Raw genomic sequence first — 21,482 nt, forward strand, 5'->3', positions numbered from 1 at the left:
CGTCACCGAATCGAAACACTGTATCCGTAGCCTTCGCGAATACGGTGCCCTCCCTCCCGAAGGAGGGTGACGTGGGCAGGACATGTATCCCGGTACGGACCGCTCCCGTGCTGGGTCGCGCGCCCGACGCCCACCGCGCCCGCGCCGTCGTCCCACCCCTACGGAGGATCTCACGTGCAACCGGTTCTGGCTTCTCTGACCAGTGCGGCATCCAGCGCAGACAACAGCTGGACCGCATCCTTGGAGCGCTTCTTCAACGATGGCGCCAAGATCCTCGATGATGCCGCCGGGTACCTGTTCCTCTACCTGCTCGCCTGGCTGCTCGTGCTGGGGGGCCTGTACTTCACAGTGCGGACCGGATTCGTGCAGCTGCGGCTCTTCCCCTACATGGTCCGGGCCATCACCTCCTCCCGTGACAGCAAGGAGGGCGGGATCTCCTCCTTCCAGGCCTTCGCCGTCGGGCTGGCCTCCCGCGTGGGCACCGGCAACATCGTGGGTGTGGCCATCGCCATCACCATGGGCGGCCCCGGCGCCGTGTTCTGGATGTGGATCGTGGCGCTGGTGGGCATGGCCACCGGATTCATCGAGGCCACCCTCGCCCAGCTCTACAAGGTCACCCACCCCGACGGCACCTTCCGCGGCGGCCCGGCCTACTACATCCAGCGCGGCCTGGGGTCCAAGCCCGCCGCCAAGCTCTTCGCCGTCGTCATCACCTTCGTCTTCGGCTTCGCCTACGAGGCCACCCAGGCCAACACGATCGCCGCCACGTTGGAGAGCACTTTCCACGTCGAGCCGTGGATGACCGCCGTTGCTCTGGTCGTCATCACCACGCCGATCATCTTCAAGGGCATCAAGTCGGTCGCCGCCGTCTCGGAGTGGCTCGTGCCGATCATGACGGTGGTCTACGCCCTCATCGCCGTGGCCATCCTGGTGCTGCACGCCAGCGCGATCCCGGGAGCGATCCTCTCCATCTTCGAGGGCGCCTTCGGAGTCGACCAGGCCTTCGCCGGGACCGCCGGGGGATTCACCGCCGCACTTCTCAACGGCACCCGCCGAGGCCTGTTCTCCAACGAGGCCGGTGAGGGATCGGTCCCCAACATCGCGGCCACCGCCACCGTCCCCCACCCTGTCCAGCAGGGATTCGTGCAGTCCCTGGGCGTCTTCGTCGACACGATCGTGGTCTGCACCGTCACCGCCCTCATCGTCCTGCTCTCCGGGGTCTACGACCCGGTGGCCGCCCAATCCGCCCCAGAGGTTGCCAATGGCGCCGCCAACACCCTGACCTCGGCATCGGTCACCAACGTCCTCGGTGGCTGGGCGCAGTACCTCATGGCCGTCATCATCTTCGTCTTCGCCTACTCCTCGCTCCTGGGCAACTACACCTACGCCCAGGTCAACATGGACTACCTCCAGGGCAAGCAGCACAAGCACTACGCCCTGCGGGCCATGATTATCGTGGCCACCGCCGTCGGCTCCCTGTCCACCCTCACCTTCGTGTGGAGCCTGTCCGACCTTGTCATGGGGGCCATGACCGTCATCAACATGGTCTCCATCCTCGCCCTGGGAGGCTGGGCCTTCGGGGCCCTGCGCGACTGGGAGGCCCAGCGTCGCGCCGTCGAGGCCGGTGAGAAGGAGGAGATCCGCTTCATCGCTACCGACAACCCCTACCTGCCCGGCAAGCTCCCCGGAGACATCTGGGCCGTTGACGGCGCCGCCCACGCCGCCATCACGGAGCGTCGCGCCGCGCTCGAGGAGGCTTCGGGCAGCTGATCCCAACAGCGCTAGGCTGAGGCCCATGAAGATCGCGCGCTTCTCCACCGGCGACGAGCCCCGCTACGGCATCGTCCAGGGCCTGCCCGAGCACGAGACCGTCTCGGGCGAGTCCGAGGGGCACCTCCTGGTCCTCAAGGGAGACCCCCTCTACTCCCTGCCCGAGGCCACCGGGGAGGTCGTCGAGCTGCGTGAGGCCCGGCTCCTGTCACCGGTCATCCCGCGCTCCAAGGTCGTGGGGATCGGGAAGAACTACGGGGGCCACATCGCCGAGATGGGGGAGGACGAGCCGCCGCGTGATCCGGTGGTCTTCCTCAAGCCCAACACCTCCGTCATCGGACCGGACGCTCCCATCGTCCTGCCCGCCTGGAGCGAGGAGGTCCACTACGAGGCTGAGCTCGCCGTCGTCATCAAGACCCTCGCCAAGGACGTCCCCGTGGAGCACGCCGACGACGTCATCCTGGGGTACACGGTCGCCAACGACGTCTCGGCCCGCGACCGCCAGCGCGCCGAGCCGCAGTGGGTGCGGGCCAAGGCCTTCGACACCTCCTGCCCCCTGGGGCCGTGGATCGAGGTTCCCGAGCCCGGCCGCGAGCCGCTCTTCTCACCCGGAGACGCGGTGGTGCGCGCCCGGGTCGACGGCCGCCTCGTCCAGGAGGGGCGCACCGCTGACATGATCCGCTCGATTCCCGAGCTGGTCGCCTACGTATCGACGATCTTCACTCTTCTTCCCGGCGACGTCATTCTCACCGGCACACCGGCGGGAGTCGGCGAGATCCGAGCCGGTCAGCGCGTCGAGGTCGAGGTCGAGGGCATCGGCTCCTTCTCCAACCCGGTGGTTCGTCGCTGAGGCGACGCGGCCAGCCCCGCGGAGCTTAACTCCTCGTCCCGACGACGATGGGCGGGGACTCCCGGGGCGTGCCCTGAGAATCCCGCCCATTGGCGAGTGCTGGTGTTGCCCCTCGGCTGTTGCTTCTCGGCCATGGGGCGCCGAGGCAGGCGATCAGGTGTCCTTGGGTGAGCTGCCTGAGCTCTTCTGGTCACTCTTCTTGTCGTCGCTCTTGGAGTCCTTGCCCGTGCCATCGCCGGATGCGCCCTCATCCATGTCGGCCGGGCCCGGGTCGGTGACGGTCGTGTCCTTCATGAGATCGTCAAGAACGGCGGTGGAGTACTTGTCCTTGGGGCAGATGAGAGTTGCGGTGAGCATAGTCGGCCTCTTGATGGTCGAGAATGCTCTGATGAACTCAGTGGCTTGGTATTCCTTGCCGTCCTTGCCGGTGTAGGTCCAGTCCAGCCTCTTGGTCTCAATGGCGTTTCCAGAGGCGTCTTTGACGGAGGTCGAATCATCCTGTGCGGGTTTGAAGCTCACATGGGTGACACCCTGAGAGAACTTCTGCTGCTCGCTCGCCGCGTGGGTTTCTGTGTCCTCGCGGTCAGTGGAGAGCTGTCCGTTGAGGAGGTTCTGCATCGTCACGAACTGGCAGCCGTCGTCGCTGACCAGTTCATTGACTCCTCCGGTATCGCGCTTCGTGTTGGTCCAGCCCGGTGCTGACACGATGATGTGCCAGCCGGCTGCTCCTCCATTGACCTCCGTGCCCTCTGTGCTGGAGGAGTCGGAGGGCTTGTCCGAGGACTGCGACGAGCTCTTGCCTGATGAGGTGCTGGAGCGCGCTGGGCCGGACTCGTCCTGACACGCAGCGAGAACCGGGACCGCCAGGGCGAGGCTGAGGCCGGCGACAAGGGGGAACCTGAGAGCCGATCGGCGGCGGCTGGTGGAATGTGCCGCGGGATGTGGGGACGGGGACATGAGGCCTCCAAGGAACGATGAGTCGGGAGCCTTCCCGAACGGACTGGGGATGTCATCACCTCTGCTGGGAGCCGCGAGAACTTCCTGGCGGCGACATCATGATCTCACGGGTGCCACGTTAATTCGTCTGAGTGCGCAGAGCGATGGGGTAAGTTCCCCATCCCTCAGAGTCGAGGTCGAGTACTCCAGATGAGGGACTTCCTCATAGCGTCCCCGTGTCCGATGATGAATTCGGGCAACACATGATCCTCAGACCATGTTGACGCACGAAAAGGAAGTCGTGGCTATGAGGACAGTGCCTGCTCGGCATATTGCCGCAGGGGCCTCAGTGCTGGTCATGGCCGCTGGAGCGTTCACGGTGCCGGCCACGGTGGCCGGTGTGGCCGGGCCCCGCCCGAGGGGGTTCCCGACCTGTTCCCTAGGTGTACTGATCGGGGAGGTTGGTTAGGCGGGTGATGGGTGGGTGGCCTTGGGTGGCGGTGTGGGGTCGGTGGTGATTGTAGAGGTGCAGCCATGCGGGTAGGGCCTGGCGGCGTTGGGTCTCGGAGGTGTAGTGGCGGGCGTAGGCCCAGCCGTCGGCCAGGGTGCGGTGGAAGCGTTCGATCTTGCCGTTGGTCTGGGGGCGGTAGGGGCGGGTGTGCTTGGCCTTGATGCTCAGCTGCTGACAGGCGGCTTGCCAGGCGTGGGAACGGTAGGCAGAACCGTTGTCGGACAGGACTCGCTCCACCTTGACTCCTCGGGCGCTGAACCATGACACCGCGCGCTGGAGCACTCCGACGGCGGTATCGGCCTTCTCATCGTCGTGGATCTCGCTGTAGACCACGCGGGAGTAGTCATCAATCACCGAGTGCACGCAGGCGTAGCCCATCACCGGTCTGCGGCTGGCCTGGCTACGGGCCTTGCCGGGGGTGGAGGCGCGGTTGCGCGCGCCCTGGCGCGCACCGACGTAGCGCCATCCACCACCGTCGGGGATGTTGCCGATCTTCTTGACGTCGACGTGGACAAGAGATCCGGGGTAGGGGTGCTCGTAGCGGCGCACGACCTGACCGGTGGCCCGGTCGGTGTACGACAGGCGGTTGAGGTGGGCGGCTCGCAGGATGCGGTGGACGGTCGAGGCCGCGACCCCGGTGCGGGCAGCGAGCTGGACGGGGCCCTCACGCAGGCGCATGCGCAGCGAGACGATCCGTTTGACCACTGCCTTGGGTGTGCGGTGAGGGCACGAGCGTGGGCGGCTGGAGCGGTCGGTCATGGGCTGGCCGGCCCTGTACCTGTCGGCCCAGCGCTTGACGGTGGGCCATGAGCACTGGAACCGGGCAGCAACCTCGCTGACGGGCCAGCCCTCCTCAACCACCAGACGGGCGACCCTCAAACGAGCACGCGGGGTCAGGGCTGCGTTAGCGTGGGACATGAGGAGAGCACCTTTCGTGTCTGGCTGATGGGGAACTGCAACACCTCCACTCAACCAGCCCAAGGCGCTCTCCTCACCTCAAAGACTCAGATCACACCCCCTCAACCAACCCTCCCGATCAGTACACCTAGGTGGCGTCAGAGGGGACTATCCTGGCCCCATCATGCCTGAACTCAGTGATCACTCATCCGCTGTCCGTCCTGAGCCCCCCACCGTCTCCGGTATCCCGGAGCAGGGCTCATCGTCCGTGCGCGTACGTTTCTGCCCCTCACCCACGGGAACCCCTCACGTGGGCATGGTGCGCACCTGCCTGTTCAACTGGGCTTACGCCCGCCACACCGGCGGCACCTTCGTCTTCAGGATCGAGGACACCGACGCTGCCCGTGACTCCGAGGAGTCCTTCGACGCCATCCTGGACTCCCTGACCTGGTTGGGCCTGGACTGGGATGAGGGAGTGGGTAAGGGGGGCCCTCATGAGCCCTACCGTCAGTCCCAGCGTATGGACCTGTACAAGGAGGTGGCCGCCGAGCTGCTGGCGGCGGGCTACCTGTACGAGTCCTTCTCCACCCCTGAGGAGATCGAGGCGCGTCACCGTGAGCGTGGTAAGGACCCCAAGCTCGGTTACGACGGCTTCGACCGCGATCTGACCCAGGATCAGAAGGACGCCTTCCGCGCTGAGGGGCGCCTGCCCGTCTTGCGGATGCGGATGCCGGATGAGGACATCACCTTCACCGACCTGGTCCGCGGCCCCATCACCTTCAAGGCCGGCAGCGTGCCGGACTACGTCGTCGTGCGCGCGGGCGGTGAGCCCCTCTACACGCTGGTCAATCCTGTTGACGACGCCGCGATGGGCATCACCCACGTTCTGCGCGGTGAGGACCTGCTGTCCTCCACCCCGCGGCAGGTGGTCCTCTACCGGGCCCTCATGGACATCGGTCGGGCTCAGGTCATTCCCAAGTTCGGGCACCTGCCCTACGTCATGGGGGAGGGCAACCGGAAGCTGTCCAAGCGGGACCCCCAGTCCAATCTCCTCATCCATCGCTACCGCGGCATGATCCCCGAGGGCCTCCTCAACTACCTGGCCCTCCTGGGGTGGTCACTGAGCGCGGACCGCGACGTCTTCTCGGCCGCAGAGATGATTGAGGCCTTCGACGTCCATGACGTCAACCCCAACCCGGCCCGCTTCGACCCCAAGAAGTGCGAGGCCATCAACGCCGAGCAGGTGCGTGCACTGGCAGAGACCGACTTCCGGGACCGGCTGGTGCCCTACCTCGCCGACGCCTACCCCGACCCGACCGGTGAGGCCGCTCAGGTGCCACTGGTCTCAGCGGAGGTTTTTGACAAGCTCACGGCGCGCGAGCAGGAGATCCTCAACGCGGCGGCCCCCCTCATTCAGACGCGGATCCAGCTGCTGCGCGAGAGCCGCGACATGCTCGGCTTCCTCTTCGTGTCCGACGACGATCTCGTCGTCGACGACAAGGCCCTGGCCAAGCTCAAGGCGTCGGCCGGAGACGTGCTGGATGCGGGCATCAGCGCCCTGGAGGGGCTCAGCCCTGAGCAGTGGGACAAGGACCATCTGGAGGAGGCCCTCAAGACCGCCATCGTCGAGGGGCGGGGCATGCCCGACGGCGAGGGGATCAAACCGCGTCTGGCCTACGGCCCGTTGCGTGTCGCGGTGACCGGACGACAGGTCTCTCCGCCCCTGTTCGAGTCCATGGAGATCCTTGGAAGCAGCTCCACTCTGGCCAGGCTGAAGGCTCTTCGGGCCCGGCTCGGGTGAGGTGACTGCACGATGAACTGAGCCGGTGGGGCCGGGACGCGGCGTTGAGTGCGCGCGTCCCGGCCCCACCGTCCAGTGAGTGCAGAGCTGAGTACAGGACCGCACCAGCCGTCCCGCTCTTCTGCGGGCCGTGCTGGCCGATTACATGGCTCCGGCGTCGATGCCCTGGAGCCGGATGCCTCCCAGAATCGTGTGCCACTGATCCAGCCCGATGAGGGAGCCCTGGGGGCACAGCAGCATGACCTCGAGCGCAAACCCCTTCTCTCCCACTCGCCTGTCGAAGCGATATCCATCCATGGGCGTATTGGGTGCGTCCGAGAAGTTGACGGTCACGGAGAAGGTCTCCTCATAGCCCGGCAAGGTCCCGCTGTCGTCCCGGACGGCGTCCACCTGGTTTGGACCCTGTGTCGTCTGATATCCGGAAAAGATCGTCTGCTGACTCTTGAGAGCCGCCTTGGACTGAATGTCGTCCCCGACTCCTCGGAGGCTGTAGTACCTCTCCTCGGCGGTTGTAGAAATATAGCCGAAGCAGGCGGGGTTGGCGTTAACCGTGTATCCGTCAATAGTTCCGTTAGGGCCGGCCGAGTCCTTCTTGATGCGTTCGTCGTCATGCGTCCAGACCGACGAGTCCTCACTGGAGACCGTGACACTCGGTGCCGTCCATGTCGTTGCTGAAGGGGAGGGCGTCGACGCTGAGGCGGTCGGGCTCGGTGACTTGGACGGTGCGGGCGAGCTGGATTCGCTGGCCTCGGCACTGGCCTCGGCGGAGGCGTCGGCTGGCTCGACCTTCAGCTGTCCCTTGTGGGCGGGGCCGCAGGCGCTCAGCGCCAGACTGGCTGCGAGGCACATCCCCAGGGCGAGGCGACGAGCTCTGGTGGGGGTGCGGGCGAGGAACATCTGGCGATGGTGCGGTGCTGGATGAGGCAATGCGGCTCTCCTGGTGGTGAGGAAGGAGGAAGGGAGGTGCTGTGGATCGGTGCTGGAACTCATCTAATCCATGGCCCCAGCATCGAGTCCCGCCACTCGTGTCGAGGACAGGAACTGATGCCATGCATCGGTGGAGGCGAGCGCGTCCGGTATGGCTTCGACGGGAGTCGACCCTGAGGTCACCACGAAAGAAGTGTGGTTGGGCATCGTCTGCCGTACCTTGACGGAGGAGATTGTGTTGTCTCCACCCCTTTTTCTTTTGCTGTTGATCGACTGATCTGTGTTGGAGAAAATGATGGCTGGATATCCTCCTGTGTGGAAGTTGTAGGCCTGGCTGATTTTTGTCGACGTCGCGACCGGTTCTTTGAGTATGTCGTACTGCCGGTGCCACGTGCCGGTCTTGTTGTTGGAGATCGTGACGTTCAGGACCGTCCGGGTTGTCGCGGAAGGTGTTGCCGACGGTATCGGGGGCGGTGTTGTGGACAGCGCTGGTGAGCCTGAGGGATCGGTCCTGGTGGAGACGCCGGTGGGCTCGGCGCCCAGCTGTCCTTCGTGTGCGGGGTCGCAGGCGCCCAGTGGGAGGGCTGCGATCGGGGTCAGTCCAAGGGTGAGGAGGTGAGTGCTGCAGGGGCCGTTACCTAGGCGGTGACGGTGCCGCAGGCGGGTGGGCATATTGCCTCCCAGGAGGGTGGGGTGAGCAGGAACTAGACGGGAGTGTAGGGGATGCCTCTGGAGCTCCGCTTGGTTGTGAGCGCTCAGGAGGGGCTGCGGTGCCGGTTGCAAAAGTCCTGTGAGGCCGCGAGTGCGAGGATGGAGAGGGAAGACCTCGAGACGTCCGTTGTGTGTCGGTCTTCACCCCCTGGCGATTTGATGGGGTGGGGGTGGGCGTGTAGATTACTGCCCGCTGCCTCGGACGTGATCCGTTCCGAGGTCAAGCCCTTTGGGGTATGGTGTAATTGGCAACACGACTGATTCTGGTTCAGTTATTCTAGGTTCGAGTCCTGGTACCCCAGCGGATCTGATGATCTGTGGCCCCCATCGTTTAGTGGCCTAGGACACCGCCCTCTCACGGCGGCGGCGCCGGTTCGAATCCGGCTGGGGGTACGAGGGTCCGGTTGCCGATTTCGGTGCTCGGACTGTCATATGCCCCCATCGTTTAGTGGCCTAGGACACCGCCCTCTCACGGCGGCGGCGCCGGTTCGAATCCGGCTGGGGGTACGGATCAAGCAGTCTGATGAGGTCTGCTGGTTCACAACTCCATAGCATGCCCCCATCGTTTAGTGGCCTAGGACACCGCCCTCTCACGGCGGCGGCGCCGGTTCGAATCCGGCTGGGGGTACGAGGAACAGGCGCCCGCTCCACCACATGGTGAAGCGGGTGCCTCGTGTATTCCCCATCTGTTCGCCCCATGCTGCCGCGGTGAACCGCGCTCATGCGGGTGAGGGTTCCTCAGTCGTCCATTAGGCGGAGGCCAGCAGGTCGCTGCCCGTCGTGACGGTGAGCCCTCGCTCCAGCAGCGAGTGCAGGCCTCCTTCCAGGGCGGAAAACAGGTCCTCGGAGGGCTGCGTGCGCCCGTCGTGGCACAGCACCACCGATCCGGCGCCGGCAACGTCCTTGACAGCGGCGGCCGCCGCCGCCGTTGGCGTGTGAACGCTCCACAGCAGCAGGTCCATCCTCTTGAGCGAAGCAACCATCATGGCAGGTGCGTCAACCCGGCCGTAGGGAGGCCGCCACAGGTGCGGAGACGGGGCGCCTGCCGCCACGATCGCCTCGCACGTGCGGTCCACCGAGTCGCTCAGCTCGGAGAAGCTCACGCCGTAGACATCCGTGTGCACCCAGTTATGGACCCCGACCTCGTGTCCTTCGGCGACCTGTCGTGCGATCAGCTCAGGGTGGGCCTGCACCGCGGAGCCCAGCACGAAGAAGGTGGCCCGCACGCGCAACCTCGCCAGCATGTCGAGCACCCGTGGAGTCCAACGGGGATCCGGCCCGTCGTCGAAGGTCAACGCCAGCTTTCCGGACTTCCCGTCGGTCTGGAAGACCACTCGCGTACCGAGCGCGCTGCCGGGGCCCGCCGGGCGAGGGGCGGTTCTGGCCGTGGGGGAGAGGTGGGTCTCCCGCCAGTGAGTGGCTCCTGCGCCGCCGCCCGCGCCGAGCACGCCCGCCGTCGTCGCCAGGGCGGCTCTTCCCAGGAGGCCTCGCCGGCTCTCACGAGGAGCGGGACTTAGCTGTGACTCGGTTGACGAAGAGGGCTCGGTGTCCTTGGCTCCGTCATCCGGCAGGCTCGTGGTCGTCACCGGCATATCGTAGAGCGAACCCGGCAAGCCCCTGAACTCGCCGTCGGAACGTTGCAGAACCACGACGGCGTCGAACTGGCTCGCGCCGTATCAATCGATATCCGAGACATCCTCGGTAGGATGCCCGCGTGACGAACTTTCCCGCGCTGAAGACCCCCGGCCCCCTCGCTGATGGCGCCATGCGCATCACTCCCCTGGGAGGCCTGGGCGAGGTCGGCCGCAACATGACCGTCTTCGAGCTGGACGGCAAGCTGCTCATCGTTGACTGCGGTGTGCTCTTCCCCGAGGAGGACCAGCCGGGCGTCGACCTCATCCTTCCTGACTTCTCCTCCATCGAGCACCGCATCGACGACGTCGTCGCCCTGGTCCTGACTCACGGGCACGAGGACCACATCGGGGGCGTGCCCTACCTGCTGCGCCTGCGTGACGACATCCCCCTGGTAGGAAGCGAGCTCACGCTGGCCTTCGTGGAGGCCAAGCTCAAGGAGCACCGTATCCGCCCGGTGCTGCGCCAGGTCATCGAGCACGAGGAAGTCTCCTACGGCCCCTTCGACCTGGAGTTCGTGGCCGTCAACCACTCCATCCCCGACGCCATGGCCGTCATGATCCGTACCGATGCCGGCAACGTGCTGGCCACCGGCGACTTCAAGATGGACTCCCTGCCCATCGACGGGCGCATCACGGACCTGCGTTCCTTCGCCCGTTTCGGTGAGGAGGGCGTGGACCTGTTCTGCGTGGACTCCACCAACGCCGAGGTCCCGGGCATGGTGGGCCATGAGGGCGAGATCGGCCAGGTCCTGGACAACGTCTTCGCCGACTCCGACGGGCAGATCGTCGTGGCCTCCTTCGCCAGCCACGTTCACCGCGTCCAGCAGGTCCTCGACGCCGCCGCCCTGCACGACAGACGGGTCGCCCTCGTGGGGCGCTCCATGGTGCGCAACATGGGGATCGCCGCCGAGCGCGGCTACCTCAAGGTCCCCGCCGGCGTCCTCATCGATGCCCGGGACATCACCTCGCTGCCCCCGCACGAGAGAGTCCTCATGGTCACCGGCTCTCAGGGAGAGCCCATGGCGGCCCTGTCCCGGATGGCCCACTCCGAGCACCGCAGCGTCACCATCGAGCCCGGCGACACCGTCATCTTCGCCTCCTCCCTCATCCCCGGCAACGAGAACTCCGTCTTCCGGGTCATCAACCAGCTCATGAGGCTGGGGGCACGCGTGGTCCACCAGGGCAACGCCAAGGTCCACGTCTCCGGGCACGCCTCCTCCGAGGAGCTGCTCCACGTCTACAACATTGTCCAGCCCCGCAACGTCATGCCCATTCACGGTGAGATTCGTCACCTGGTGGCCAATGGTGGGCTCGCCGTCAAGACGGGAATCGCCCCGGAACGGGTCATGCTGTGCGAGGACGGTGTGGCCGTCGACCTGGAGGGGGGAGTGGCCCGTATCGCCGGCCAGGTGCCCTGCGGCTACATCTACGTCGACGGCTCCTCGGTGGGGGAGATCGACGAGGCCGAGCTCAAGGACCGACGCATCCTTGCGGAGGAGGGCTTCGTCTCGGTCTACGCCGTGGTGGAGACCACGACCGGCACGATCCTGGCCGGCCCCCACATCCAGGCGCGGGGCGTGGCGGAGGACGACTCGGTCTTCGAGGAGATCCTTCCCGATGTGACTGAGGCCCTGTCGGCTGCGCTGGAGACCGGGAAGGCGGACGCCTACTCCCTCCAGCAGGTCATGCGCCGCACCCTGGGGCGCTGGATCGGGCGCCGCCTCAGGCGCCGTCCCATGATCGTCCCGGTCGTCATCGAGGCATAGCGGGAGGGCGCTTACTGCATGACTCTCTTCCGGCCCGCGTGCTTCATATCTACCGGATCCATCCTCATTGACATCCCCCTCCACGTCAGCAGCGTGCCGACGCCGGGAGGGGCGATCACCGGGGCGTCGTCGGGTCCGGTCGTCGGTGGCGGGTACACCGTGGTCTCGGCCGCAGCCCGGCAGGGCGTTCCCACGGCCCTGGCCGCCACCCTGGGAACCGGCCCCAACTCCGCGCGGGTGCGTGAGTCGATGCGGCTGGACCGGGTGGAGCTACTCGTCGAGGAGCTCGTCGGGGACATTGGCACCTGCACCACGCTCATCGAGCCCTCCGGCCGACGCACCTTCATCACCACCGCGGGCGTTGAGGGCGAGCCTCAGCGTGAGGATCTCGAAAGCATCGACCTGAGGGCCGGGGACTGGGTCTACGCCACGGGTTACGACCTGGCCCACTACACGAGCCGCGGCATCCTGACCGACTGGCTCCTGTCGATCCCCGACGGCGTCGGGCTGGTGATCGACCTCGGCCCGGTCCAGCCCGACATCCCCGACCAGGTGCTCCTTCCGCTGCTGAGAAGGGCAACGATACTGACCGGGAACGACCTGGAGATGGGGCGCCTCGAGGAGCGACTGGGCGGCACCGGTGCCATCCGGCAGGCCTGCCCTGAAGCACTGATCGTCCACCGTACCGGCGTGAACGGCTGTGTTCTCCACCCGGTGGGCGGCGAGCCGATCGAGGTACCCGGTTTCGTGCGTGAGGTCGTGGACACGACGGGAGCGGGAGACACGCATACCGGCGTCCTGGTCGCCGGCCTCCTGGGCGGGCTCGACGTCGTCGAGGCGGCCAGGCGAGCCAACGCGGCCGCCGCCCACGCCGTCGCCCGCAGTGGCCCGGCCCAGGCACCGCTGTGCGAGGAGATCGATGAGTTCCTCCGCGCCGACGACGAGAGGCCCTGACGGGGGTCCGGGGCGCGCCTGCCTCTGCCCTCAGGGGGACGAGCCCCCGCACCGGGCCGCGGCACCGAGAAGGTGACGTGTCTCCGGCCGGGGCGGGCGGCGTGGCAAGGTCAATGACACCGAGAATCCGATAGTTTCTAGGGCATCATGGCCAATCGTCGCACCACGAGAACAGCTGCGCCTTCACCGGGAACCGGCAGAGGACGTAATCGAGGCGGTTCCGCCCCAGGAACCGCTCCCTTCTCCGCGCCCGGAACCGGGCCCTCGGGCGGACGCTACCGCCGTACCGGCTGGGCCTTCCTCATCCTGGCCCTCGCAGCGGTGCTGGCACTGCGCGAGTGGTTCGGGATCTCCGGTGCCGCAGGCGATCTCCTGCACCACATCGCCGCGGGCCCCGTCGGCGTCCTGGGTGTCTTCGTGCCCCCGCTCCTGGCGGCGCTGGGCATTGCCATGCTGCGGGTCCACAGCCTGGGGGCGGTGCACGCACGGGTCTCCGTGGGCTGCCTGGGGCTGCTGACCGCTCTGACCGGAATGATCCAGGTCGGCAGCGGCAACCCGGTCCTCAAGAACAACCTCGGCGGGCTGGAAGCAGCTGGGGGGCTGCTGGGATGGCTGGTGGGCTACCCGTTGGCGGCACTGTTCTCCTCCGTGGGGGCCTTCATCCTGTTCCTCCTCCTGACCGCGTTCTCCGCCCTGGTCATGTCCGGCAAGACCGTTGCCGAGATCCGCGAGCTTCTGGAGCAGTACCGGGCGGCGGACGGTGACGGCGCCGCCCAGGGCGCCGATGGATCGGGTGACTCCCTGGCCCGGCGCCTGCTGGGGCGGGTCCGCGGAGGCTCTGAGCGGGCCGGCGCCTCGGGCGCGGACCCGGATCAGACAGCGCTCCTGGACTCCTACGACGGCGACGAGCCCTTCCGCTCCGCCCTGGAGGTTGAGGAGTCGACCTCACGTAAACGGGGCAGTGGCCGGCGTAAGCGCTCGGCCGACCGGCAGGCCCAGCAGACGACGATCACCGAGCTCTTCGAGCCGGGCGGCGATCACGGCGCTCACTCCGGGAGCGAGGACTTCGTCATCCCGGACGTGGGCGAGGAAACCGACGTCATCGCCTCCCCGGCGTCCTCGGCCGCCTCCGCCACCAGAAGCAGGCCCGCTGGCCCGGCAGGTGGCTCCGTGGCCTCCGGGCCGGCCGCAGGGGGGCAGCGCAAGCCCTCATCGGCCAAGCGCAGCACACCGCAGCCGCCCCCGCAGTCGCCCTCCGGTTTCGACGCCGTCACCGAGGAGACCCCCGAGGTTCCGCTCGAGGAGCCCGACCTCGCCGACCAGATCGCCATGAGCGACATGGCTCTGCCCGACGGCTCGACCTACACCCTGCCCGATGACGCGCTGCTCGGTCCTGGGCCGGGTCACTCCACCCGCACCCCCGCCAACGACGCCATCGTGGAGTCCCTGCAGAACGTCTTCGCCGAGTTCAACGTGGACGCCACGGTCACCGGCTACACGCGCGGCCCCCAGGTCACCCGCTACGAGGTCCACCGGGGCCGGGGGGTCAACGTCTCCCGGATCACGGGGCTGGAGAAGAACATCGCCTACGCGGTGGCCTCCGACGAGCTCCGCCTGCTCACCCCCATTCCGGGTAAGAGCGCCATCGGCATCGAGATCCCCAACAGCGACCGGGAGATGGTCAAGCTCGGCGACGTCCTGCGCTCCCAGGCCGCGCGCAAGCAGGCGCACCCGCTGGTGGTCGGGCTGGGCAAGAACGTCGAGGGCGACTACGTCGTCACCAACCTGGCCAAGACCCCGCACCTGCTGGTGGCCGGGCAGACCGGTTCGGGTAAGTCCTCCTTCGTCAACTCGATGATTACCTCGATCATGATGCGCGCCACGCCTGAGGAGGTGCGCATGGTGCTGGTGGACCCCAAGCGGGTGGAGCTGACCATCTACGAGGGCATCCCCCACCTCATCACCCCGATCATCACCTCCCCGAAGAAGGCGGCCGAGGCCCTGGAGTGGGTGGTGCGCGAGATGGACGCCCGCTACGACGACCTGGCCTCCTTCGGCTTCAAGCACATTGACGACTTCAACAAGGCGGTGCGCGCAGGCGAGGTCCAGCCCCTGCCGGGATCCCAGCGAGAGCTGAGCCCCTACCCCTACCTCCTGGTCGTCGTCGACGAGCTCGCCGACCTCATGATGACCGCCCCCAAGGACGTGGAGGCCTCCATCCAGCGCATCACCCAGCTGGCCCGCGCTGCCGGGATCCACCTGGTGCTGGCCACCCAGCGTCCCGTCGCCCAGGTGGTCACCGGCCTCATCAAGTCCAACGTCCCCTCGCGCCTGGCCTTCGCCACGGCCTCCCAGCTGGACTCCCGGGTCATCCTCGACCAGAACGGGGCCGAGACGCTTACCGGCCAGGGTGACGCCCTCTACCTGGGCCCGGGCGCCTCCACGCCAGTGCGCATCCAGGGCTCGTGGGTCACCGAGTCCGAGATCCGCTCCGTCGTCGAGCACGTCAAGTCCCAGCTGACGCCCGAGTACCGCGAGGACGTCGTCGTCCCGGAGGTCAAGAAGCAGATCGACGAGGAGATCGGTGATGACATGGACCTGCTCCTGCAGGCCGCCGAGCTCATCATCTCCAGTCAGTTCGGCTCCACCTCCATGCTCCAGCGCAAGCTGCGCGTCGGCTTCGCCAAGGCCGGACGCCTCATGGACCTGCTCGAGTCCCGTGAGGTCGTCGGCCCCTCGGAGGGATCCAAGGCCCGCGACGTCCTCGTCCAGCCCGAGCAGCTCGAGGAGACCCTGGCCTGGATCAAGGGCGAGGGCGGTGCGCCGGGAAGCGCGGAGAGTCCCGAGGCCCCTGACGCGTCTCAAGGCGAGCCCGATTCCGAGGCCCCGTCGGCTCCGGCCGCGAATGAGCCCCGTACTGCGGTCATGCCGTCGAACCGCTACAGCACGGACCCCTTGGAGGTCGCCTCCAGCCTGCCGGAGTCGGAGTCCTGGGACGACACCTCCGCCGATGAGGACTCCGAGGACGCCTGGTCGCTCACAGGCCGCGGCTCATCGTGGTGAGGCGGAGGCCGACGCCGCGCCCTGCGGGGCCGGGTGTGCCCCTGCCCGTGTGATGACCTCTTCCCGACTGGGAATCGTCGGAGCCGGTCCGGTGGGCTTGGGCGGTGTGGTGGCCATGGTCGAGGCGTCCTTGACCTGAGAGGTGAGCAGGCTCCAGCGCCGGTCGATCTGCTCTTTGCTCAGCCCCAGGCCGGCAGGCTGCTCGCCGTTGTGAAGCGCCGCCAGGTCCCTGATTTTGTGGCCGCCGGCGAGATCCATGGTGAACGGGTGCCAGTTCAGCTTGTCCACGCTCACCGAGCCGTCGGCGTGGGAGGTGACGTCGGCCCAGACGAGCTGACCGACGTCGGACAGCGGGGCGCAGCACTCCTCATCCTGGTTCGAGATGTAGTTGCCTGCCGAGTACGACACCCACATCCCCTTGCCCCCGACTCCTCCGGAGAGCTTCTCGGCGGGCTGAGGCACATGGGGATGAGCGCCGAAGAAGATGTCGACCTGCCCGGTGTCGGCCAGGGACTGGGCGTAGGAGACCTGCTTGTCGTTGGGCGTGGTCTCGTACTCCTCACCGAGCTGGGAATGGACGACGACGAGATCGGCACCCGCCGCACGGGCCGACTTCGCCGCCTTCGTGATGGCGCCGATGTCGTTGAGCGACACGGAGTATCCGGTGGGATCCTCCAGGCCGTTGAGGTCCATGGTCGTGGAGATCTGGGCGACGGTCACGGTGCGCCCGCCCCGCTCCAGCTCGTAGAGCGCGAAGGGCACCGAGGCGTCCTGCTGGCTCCGGTAGGTGCCCGCGTGGCCCAACCCGTGAGCGTCCAGGGCGTCCAAGGTGGCCACGACGCCGGCCTCCCCCCGGTCCGCGGCGTGGTTGGAGGCGGTCGCGCAGCCGTCCCAGCCGGATCTCGCCAAGGCGGCCACGACCTCGGTAGAGGTGCCGAAGGCGGGGTAGCCCGAGTAGACCCCGTCCGGAGCGACAGGCACCTCCATCCCGCACAGGGCCAGATCCAGGCCCTCGACCCAGGGGGTCTCAGCGGCGATGTTGGCGGTGATATCCCCTGAGCCTGCCGGAGTGGACTCCATCACCGGCATATGCATGAGGACGTCGCCGGCGTAACCCACGGTGAAGTGGACGTCCTGCGAGCCGCCGACGCTGGCGGAGGCGGACGGAGTCGGCGATTGAGCCGGCACAGCCTGATCGGAACTCGTCGAGCAACCGTTCATGGCGACGGATGCGGTGAGAACGACGGCGGTCAGCAGGCCAGGACCCCGTGACCTGCGGCTGAGGCCGGCGGAGTCCGGTGACGATGATGGTGGAGGAGTGGAGGGGTACATGATGATGAACGTATGAAGTGAACCTTAAGAGTGTGTGCGCGGTTCGTGCTCGTTCCAGTGGTGCGGGGGAGGCTCCCGGATGTCGGTGTGAACCGCGGGCGAGAACGGATCTTATGCCGCGTGTCGTCTGCGATGGAGCATGACGCGTACGGTGCAGCCGCTCGGATGCGAGGCCGTTGAGAAGATGGATCGAGGTTTCTGTGTCGGTGGGAGGTCGTCCGCGACTAGGCTGGACCTGATGAACGCCCCGACCGCCCCGGATGGCGCCGCGCCGTCAGAGCAGGCGCCGCTGCTCAACATCGCCAATGTTCTGACGGTGCTGCGCCTGCTGCTCGTGCCCGTCTTCATCTGGCTCGCCCTGCTGCCCGGGGACCGGGCCAGGCTCGCCGCAGTCGTGGTCTTCGTCGTCGCGGCCTTCACGGACCGCCTGGACGGCCAGCTGGCGCGCTCATGGGGTCTGGTGACCTCCTTCGGCAAGATCGCCGACCCGATCGCGGACAAGGCTCTGACCCTGTCCGCCTTCGTCCTGCTGAGCGTCAACCAACGACTGTGGTGGTGGGTCACCATCCTCATCGTCGTGCGCGAGCTCGGCATCACGGTCATGCGCTTCTTCATGCTGCGCCGCGCCGTCATGGCGGCCTCACGCGGCGGCAAGATCAAGACGACGCTGCAGATGGTGGGACTGGTCGGGCTGCTCACGCCGTGGTCCATGCTCATGCTGCCCGCGGGGCCGGCCGTGTTCCTGACCAAGGCGGCCTATGTCATTGTGGCTGCGGCGCTTGTTGTCACGGTGGTGACCGGCCTGGACTACGTCCGCCAGGCGATGCTGCTGAGCCGTGAGAACGGAGGGAACGGCCAGTGACCGCCCCGGGGTGGAAGCCGTGGTGATCGAGGATGCGGCCGGCACTGAGGACCGCATCCGCGCGGCGAGGGCTCTCCTGCGGGCCGCCGCGCATCGCGGAGTGACCCTGGCGATCGCCGAGTCCTTGACGGGTGGGCAGGTCGCCTCCAGCCTGGTGGAGGTTCCCGGCGCCTCCCGTGTGCTCGTGGGGGCGGTCGTGGCCTACGCCACCCGGATCAAGGCGCAGGTCCTCGGGGTCGATGCTGCGCACCTAAAGCTAACCGGGCCGGTGGACCGCGATGTCGCCCTGCAGATGGCGCACGGAGTGCGCCGGCTCCTCGGGGCCGATCTGGGACTGGCGACCACCGGGGTGGCCGGGCCGGGGCCGGCTGACGGCCATCCGGCCGGAACGGTCCATGTCGCCGTCGCCGCTCCATGGGGGCAGAGGCACCGCGAACTGCACCTGAGCGGTGATCGCCCGCAGATCCGGCACGCCACCGTGATGGAGGTGTGTGAGCTGGCCATCGGTTTCCTGCGGAAAGACGAGTGTGGGCTGCAGCCCTGATTGCCTCACATCGACGACTGACCAACTACAGACCGCAGACTAAGACGTATTTCAGATTTCTCTCAGGAATGCCGGTAGAGTGGTTGTCAACGTCACCGGAGCCGGAGAACTGGCCCCAGGTGGCGGGAATGAATCCACGACGTGAATGGTTGTGCTAGACGATGAACAACACGACTCACCCCCGCACCACTCGCCCGATCAACAACCGGATGCCGATGCGCCAGGGACCCGGGGCAGGGTACGGTGTGTCCGTGGACACCCCGAAGCACGAGAATGTCGTCCTGCGCCGCGAGATCGGAGAAGTCCTGCGCGGCGTCCGACAGCACCAGGGACGCACGCTGCGCGAGGTCTCCTCGCAGGCCCGTGTCTCCCTGGGGTACCTCTCCGAGGTCGAGCGTGGCCAGAAGGAGGCCTCCTCCGAGCTGCTCGCCTCCATCTGCCAGGCGCTTGACGCCCCTCTGTCCATGGTGCTGCGTGAGGTCTCCGACCGCATCGCCCTGACCGAAGGTGTCATGATTCCGGACACGGTTCCCGATGAGCTCGTACGTCAGCAGGGAGTCGCCCTGCGGTGACCATCCGCTGACGCTCTGCGTGCGCTGTTCCTGCGGCGCGCAGGTCGTTACCAGTGAGCCGACCTTCCCGGCGGTGGGGCCACCATGAGTGGACTCGCCGCCGGGTTGCCTGTTGACAAAGGGGGAGTGGTGAAGCACTCGGAGTTCTGGAGCGCCGTCGAAGCGGTCTTCGGTCCGGCCTACGGTCGCTCCCTGGCCCAGGATCTGGTTCTTCCGGGGCTGGGGGTGACCTGCGTGCAGGCGCTCGACGACGGGGTGGCGCCGGAGCGGGTCTGGGGTCTTCTGTGCGAGGAGACCGAGCGCTCGGATGCCGAGCGGTGGATCTTCCGCTCGGATCCGCGTCGCTGAGCCCAGATGACGAGAGCGGGTGCTGGGGGCAGGTTTGGAGCCGCCGACACGCGCATGACGATGATGTCATGATCGAACAGGTGTTCGGGTACTGTTCTCCACGAACGACGACGATGCCCCCTGAGTCCACAGGGCTGATGTGGGGCGGAGATAGATGTCAGTGGTCAGGCATACCGTCGTTGGTGAGCCCCGGAGAGGGGACCTCGCCGAAGTTGACCAGCCATGCCCGCCGCGGCTGCGCGCCGCCCTGAGAACCGAGGTAGAACAATGCCTGCTGCCAGCCAGACCCAGGACCGCTCCAAGGCCCTGGCCACAGCCCTCGCCCAGATCGACAAGAGCTTCGGTAAGGGATCCGTCATGCGCCTGGGGGACGAGTCCCGTCCTCCGGTCTCCGTCATCCCGACGGGGTCGGTCGCCCTTGACGTGGCTCTGGGAGTCGGAGGGCTCCCGAGGGGACGCATCGTCGAGGTCTACGGGCCGGAGTCCTCCGGAAAGACCACCGTCGCCCTGCACGCCGTGGCCAGCGCGCAGAGGGCCGGCGGGAACGCGGCCTTCATCGACGCCGAGCACGCCCTCGACCCGGTCTATGCCAAGGCCCTGGGCGTCGACATCGACAACCTCCTGGTCTCACAGCCGGACACCGGGGAGCAGGCCCTGGAGATCACCGACATGCTGGTGCGCTCAGGCGGCCTGGACATCATCGTCATCGACTCCGTGGCGGCCCTGGTCCCCAAGGCCGAGATCGAGGGGGAGATGGGGGACTCCCACGTCGGCCTCCAGGCCCGCCTCATGAGCCAGGCGCTGCGCAAGATCACCGGTGCGCTGTCCTCCACCGGCACTACAGCCATCTTCATCAACCAGCTGCGTGAGAAGATCGGTGTGTTCTTCGGCAACCCGGAGACCACCACCGGTGGGAAGGCCCTGAAGTTCTACGCCTCCGTGCGCCTGGACGTGCGCCGCATCGGCGGCCTCAAGGACGGGGACCAGCCCGTGGGTAACCGTACCCGGGTCAAGGTCGTCAAGAACAAGATGGCGCCGCCCTTCAAGCAGGCCGAGTTCGACATCCTCTACGGCCAGGGCATCTCCCGCGAGGGCAGCCTGCTGGACCTGGGCGTGGACAACGGCGTGGTGCGCAAGTCCGGGGCCTGGTTCACCTACGGGGAGGACCAGCTCGGTCAGGGCAAGGAGAATGCCCGCAACTTCCTTAAGGACAACCCGCAGCTGGCCGCCGAGATCGAGGAGAAGATCCTCGCCGCCCTGGGCATCGGTGAGCCCGGCCGCAAGGCCCGGGAGGCTGAGGAGCTCGCTGCTGCCGAGGCCGCCGTGGCTGCGGCCGCCGTCCCGGCGGAGAGCGCTGACACCGCCGCCACGAGCGCGGTCAAGAGTGCCCGAGGGCGTGGGAAGAAGACCGCCGCCACTGCTAAGACCTCCAAGAGCGTGAAGGCTCCCAAGGAGGCGTCGGCGGATGAGGCGGACACCATCTTCGGTGAGGAGGCCGGCGGGTTCTGATGCCCTGGCTCATCCCTGACGCCCATACGCAGGCGGTCGAGGCAGCGCGGGAGATCGTCCTGCGCCGCCTGGACCGCAGCGCGGCTCCTCGCGCCGCCCTGGCCGAGCTCCTCGAGCGCAAGGAGGTGGACCCCCGTGTAGCCTCCGAGGTCCTCGACCGCCTGGAGGCCGCCGGAGTCATTGACGACACCGCCTACGCAGCCCGCCTGGCGCGCACCCGCTTCGCTGAGAAGGGGGCGGCCAGGAGAGCCATCGCTGAGGAGCTGCGACGCAAGGGGCTGGGTGAGTCGGACGTCACCGAGGCCCTCGAGCAGATCAGCTCCGAGGACGAGGACTCAGCGGCGCTGGCGCTGGCCCGCAAGAAGCTCTCCGCCACCGGTCACCTGCCCTGGGAGGTGCGCCGGCGTCGCACCGCAGCCGTGCTGGGGCGCAAGGGCTACAGCCGGGACGTGACCATGCGGGCCATCGCCAAGGCCCTCGCCGAGGAGTAGTCCC

General features: G+C 67.3%; 18 protein-coding genes and 4 tRNA genes. 16 read left to right on the top strand and 6 right to left on the bottom strand.

The window, feature by feature from the left end; all coding sequences use genetic code 11:
- Positions 1–174 precede the first annotated feature (174 nt).
- Both HW274_RS04630 and HW274_RS04635 read left to right on the top strand, forming a co-directional pair.
- A complete protein-coding gene (locus tag HW274_RS04630) occupies positions 175–1,770 on the top strand; it encodes a sodium:alanine symporter family protein (RefSeq protein WP_075255134.1) in 1,596 nt (531 codons plus the stop codon).
- 25 nt (positions 1,771–1,795) lie between these two features.
- Positions 1,796–2,620, top strand: coding sequence for a fumarylacetoacetate hydrolase family protein (locus HW274_RS04635; protein WP_185989319.1), 825 nt, complete (start codon positions 1,796–1,798; stop codon positions 2,618–2,620).
- A gap of 153 nt (positions 2,621–2,773) precedes the next feature.
- Here the strand turns inward: HW274_RS04635 and HW274_RS04640 are convergent, their stop codons facing one another.
- Together HW274_RS04640 and HW274_RS04645 are read right to left on the bottom strand one after the other, a co-directional pair.
- Positions 2,774–3,325 carry a hypothetical protein gene (locus HW274_RS04640; protein WP_260679186.1) on the bottom strand — a complete coding sequence of 184 codons (552 nt, stop codon included), beginning with the start codon at positions 3,323–3,325 and terminating at the stop codon, positions 2,774–2,776.
- Positions 3,326–3,995: 670 nt separating this feature from the next.
- Positions 3,996–4,985, bottom strand: coding sequence for an IS481 family transposase (locus HW274_RS04645; protein WP_185989010.1), 990 nt, complete (start codon positions 4,983–4,985; stop codon positions 3,996–3,998).
- A 163-nt stretch (positions 4,986–5,148) separates the two neighbouring features.
- On the opposite strand from HW274_RS04645, the gene gltX reads away from it, so the two are divergent.
- Positions 5,149–6,765, top strand: a complete 1,617-nt coding sequence (gltX, locus tag HW274_RS04650; protein ID WP_185989320.1) for a glutamate--tRNA ligase — start codon at positions 5,149–5,151, stop codon at positions 6,763–6,765.
- A gap of 141 nt (positions 6,766–6,906) precedes the next feature.
- Here the strand turns inward: gltX and HW274_RS04655 are convergent, their stop codons facing one another.
- Positions 6,907–7,662: a serine/arginine repetitive matrix protein 1 gene (locus HW274_RS04655; protein ID WP_075255130.1), complete on the bottom strand. Its 756-nt coding sequence runs from the start codon at positions 7,660–7,662 to the stop codon at positions 6,907–6,909.
- 93 nt (positions 7,663–7,755) lie between these two features.
- Positions 7,756–8,364 carry a hypothetical protein gene (locus HW274_RS04660; RefSeq protein WP_185989321.1) on the bottom strand — a complete coding sequence of 203 codons (609 nt, stop codon included), beginning with the start codon at positions 8,362–8,364 and terminating at the stop codon, positions 7,756–7,758.
- A 269-nt stretch (positions 8,365–8,633) separates the two neighbouring features.
- Between HW274_RS04660 and HW274_RS04665 the strand changes: the two genes are divergently transcribed.
- The 4 genes from HW274_RS04665 to HW274_RS04680 all read left to right on the top strand — a co-directional run bounded on the left by HW274_RS04665 (position 8,634) and on the right by HW274_RS04680 (position 9,031).
- Positions 8,634–8,705 (top strand) — tRNA-Gln (locus HW274_RS04665).
- An 18-nt stretch (positions 8,706–8,723) separates the two neighbouring features.
- A tRNA-Glu gene (locus tag HW274_RS04670) sits at positions 8,724–8,796 on the top strand.
- 41 nt (positions 8,797–8,837) lie between these two features.
- Positions 8,838–8,910 (top strand) — tRNA-Glu (locus HW274_RS04675).
- 48 nt (positions 8,911–8,958) lie between these two features.
- A tRNA-Glu gene (locus tag HW274_RS04680) sits at positions 8,959–9,031 on the top strand.
- A 121-nt stretch (positions 9,032–9,152) separates the two neighbouring features.
- Here HW274_RS04680 and HW274_RS04685 read toward each other — a convergent pair.
- Positions 9,153–9,995, bottom strand: coding sequence for a polysaccharide deacetylase family protein (locus HW274_RS04685; RefSeq protein ID WP_396027390.1), 843 nt, complete (start codon positions 9,993–9,995; stop codon positions 9,153–9,155).
- Between the two features lie 173 nt (positions 9,996–10,168).
- Between HW274_RS04685 and HW274_RS04690 the strand changes: the two genes are divergently transcribed.
- The 3 genes from HW274_RS04690 to HW274_RS04700 all read left to right on the top strand — a co-directional run bounded on the left by HW274_RS04690 (position 10,169) and on the right by HW274_RS04700 (position 15,820).
- Positions 10,169–11,803, top strand: coding sequence for a ribonuclease J (locus HW274_RS04690; RefSeq protein WP_043537763.1), 1,635 nt, complete (start codon positions 10,169–10,171; stop codon positions 11,801–11,803).
- An 18-nt stretch (positions 11,804–11,821) separates the two neighbouring features.
- Positions 11,822–12,757, top strand: coding sequence for a PfkB family carbohydrate kinase (locus tag HW274_RS04695; RefSeq protein ID WP_075403974.1), 936 nt, complete (start codon positions 11,822–11,824; stop codon positions 12,755–12,757).
- Between the two features lie 147 nt (positions 12,758–12,904).
- Positions 12,905–15,820, top strand: a complete 2,916-nt coding sequence (locus HW274_RS04700) for a DNA translocase FtsK (RefSeq protein WP_185989323.1) — start codon at positions 12,905–12,907, stop codon at positions 15,818–15,820.
- On the opposite strand, the gene HW274_RS04705 is transcribed toward HW274_RS04700, so the two are convergent.
- Positions 15,809–17,152, bottom strand: a complete 1,344-nt coding sequence (locus HW274_RS04705; RefSeq protein WP_185989324.1) for a CapA family protein — start codon at positions 17,150–17,152, stop codon at positions 15,809–15,811. The genes HW274_RS04700 and HW274_RS04705 overlap by 12 nt on opposite strands.
- Positions 17,153–17,390: 238 nt before the next feature.
- Between HW274_RS04705 and pgsA the strand changes: the two genes are divergently transcribed.
- The 6 genes from pgsA (at position 17,391) to HW274_RS04735 (ending at position 21,478) form a co-directional block, all read left to right on the top strand.
- Positions 17,391–18,014 (top strand): CDP-diacylglycerol--glycerol-3-phosphate 3-phosphatidyltransferase, encoded by a 624-nt coding sequence (pgsA, locus tag HW274_RS04710; protein WP_185989325.1) that lies wholly within the window; start codon positions 17,391–17,393, stop codon positions 18,012–18,014.
- A gap of 22 nt (positions 18,015–18,036) precedes the next feature.
- Positions 18,037–18,558, top strand: a complete 522-nt coding sequence (locus HW274_RS04715; RefSeq protein ID WP_185989326.1) for a CinA family protein — start codon at positions 18,037–18,039, stop codon at positions 18,556–18,558.
- Positions 18,559–18,719: 161 nt separating this feature from the next.
- A complete protein-coding gene (locus HW274_RS04720; RefSeq protein ID WP_004565236.1) occupies positions 18,720–19,130 on the top strand; it encodes a helix-turn-helix domain-containing protein in 411 nt (136 codons plus the stop codon).
- Between the two features lie 126 nt (positions 19,131–19,256).
- Positions 19,257–19,478 carry a DUF3046 domain-containing protein gene (locus tag HW274_RS04725; RefSeq protein WP_080553343.1) on the top strand — a complete coding sequence of 74 codons (222 nt, stop codon included), beginning with the start codon at positions 19,257–19,259 and terminating at the stop codon, positions 19,476–19,478.
- A 267-nt stretch (positions 19,479–19,745) separates the two neighbouring features.
- Complete coding sequence (recA, locus tag HW274_RS04730; protein ID WP_075255124.1) at positions 19,746–20,987, top strand: recombinase RecA; 1,242 nt, start codon at positions 19,746–19,748, stop codon at positions 20,985–20,987.
- Complete coding sequence (locus tag HW274_RS04735; RefSeq protein WP_075255123.1) at positions 20,987–21,478, top strand: regulatory protein RecX; 492 nt, start codon at positions 20,987–20,989, stop codon at positions 21,476–21,478. The genes recA and HW274_RS04735 overlap by 1 nt, the downstream gene beginning before the upstream one ends.
- Positions 21,479–21,482: the final 4 nt, after the last annotated feature.

It is taken from the genome of Actinomyces sp. oral taxon 169 (assembly GCF_013394715.1).
In the GTDB taxonomy this organism is placed as follows: domain Bacteria; phylum Actinomycetota; class Actinomycetes; order Actinomycetales; family Actinomycetaceae; genus Actinomyces.

What these genes read in the sequence shown, in the direction of transcription:
- HW274_RS04635 (WP_185989319.1), top strand. Translation starts at nt 1,796, where the DNA reads ATGAAGATCGCGCGCTTCTCCACCGGCGACGAGCCCCGCTACGGCATC.
- HW274_RS04645 (WP_185989010.1), bottom strand. Translation starts at nt 4,985, where the DNA reads ATGTCCCACGCTAACGCAGCCCTGACCCCGCGTGCTCGTTTGAGGGTC.
- gltX (WP_185989320.1), top strand. Translation starts at nt 5,149, where the DNA reads ATGCCTGAACTCAGTGATCACTCATCCGCTGTCCGTCCTGAGCCCCCC.
- HW274_RS04655 (WP_075255130.1), bottom strand. Translation starts at nt 7,662, where the DNA reads ATGTTCCTCGCCCGCACCCCCACCAGAGCTCGTCGCCTCGCCCTGGGG.
- HW274_RS04660 (WP_185989321.1), bottom strand. Translation starts at nt 8,364, where the DNA reads ATGCCCACCCGCCTGCGGCACCGTCACCGCCTAGGTAACGGCCCCTGC.
- HW274_RS04685 (WP_396027390.1), bottom strand. Translation starts at nt 9,995, where the DNA reads ATGCCGGTGACGACCACGAGCCTGCCGGATGACGGAGCCAAGGACACC.
- HW274_RS04690 (WP_043537763.1), top strand. Translation starts at nt 10,169, where the DNA reads ATGCGCATCACTCCCCTGGGAGGCCTGGGCGAGGTCGGCCGCAACATG.
- HW274_RS04695 (WP_075403974.1), top strand. Translation starts at nt 11,822, where the DNA reads ATGACTCTCTTCCGGCCCGCGTGCTTCATATCTACCGGATCCATCCTC.
- HW274_RS04700 (WP_185989323.1), top strand. Translation starts at nt 12,905, where the DNA reads ATGGCCAATCGTCGCACCACGAGAACAGCTGCGCCTTCACCGGGAACC.
- HW274_RS04705 (WP_185989324.1), bottom strand. Translation starts at nt 17,152, where the DNA reads ATGTACCCCTCCACTCCTCCACCATCATCGTCACCGGACTCCGCCGGC.
- pgsA (WP_185989325.1), top strand. Translation starts at nt 17,391, where the DNA reads ATGAACGCCCCGACCGCCCCGGATGGCGCCGCGCCGTCAGAGCAGGCG.
- HW274_RS04720 (WP_004565236.1), top strand. Translation starts at nt 18,720, where the DNA reads ATGAACAACACGACTCACCCCCGCACCACTCGCCCGATCAACAACCGG.
- recA (WP_075255124.1), top strand. Translation starts at nt 19,746, where the DNA reads ATGCCTGCTGCCAGCCAGACCCAGGACCGCTCCAAGGCCCTGGCCACA.
- HW274_RS04735 (WP_075255123.1), top strand. Translation starts at nt 20,987, where the DNA reads ATGCCCTGGCTCATCCCTGACGCCCATACGCAGGCGGTCGAGGCAGCG.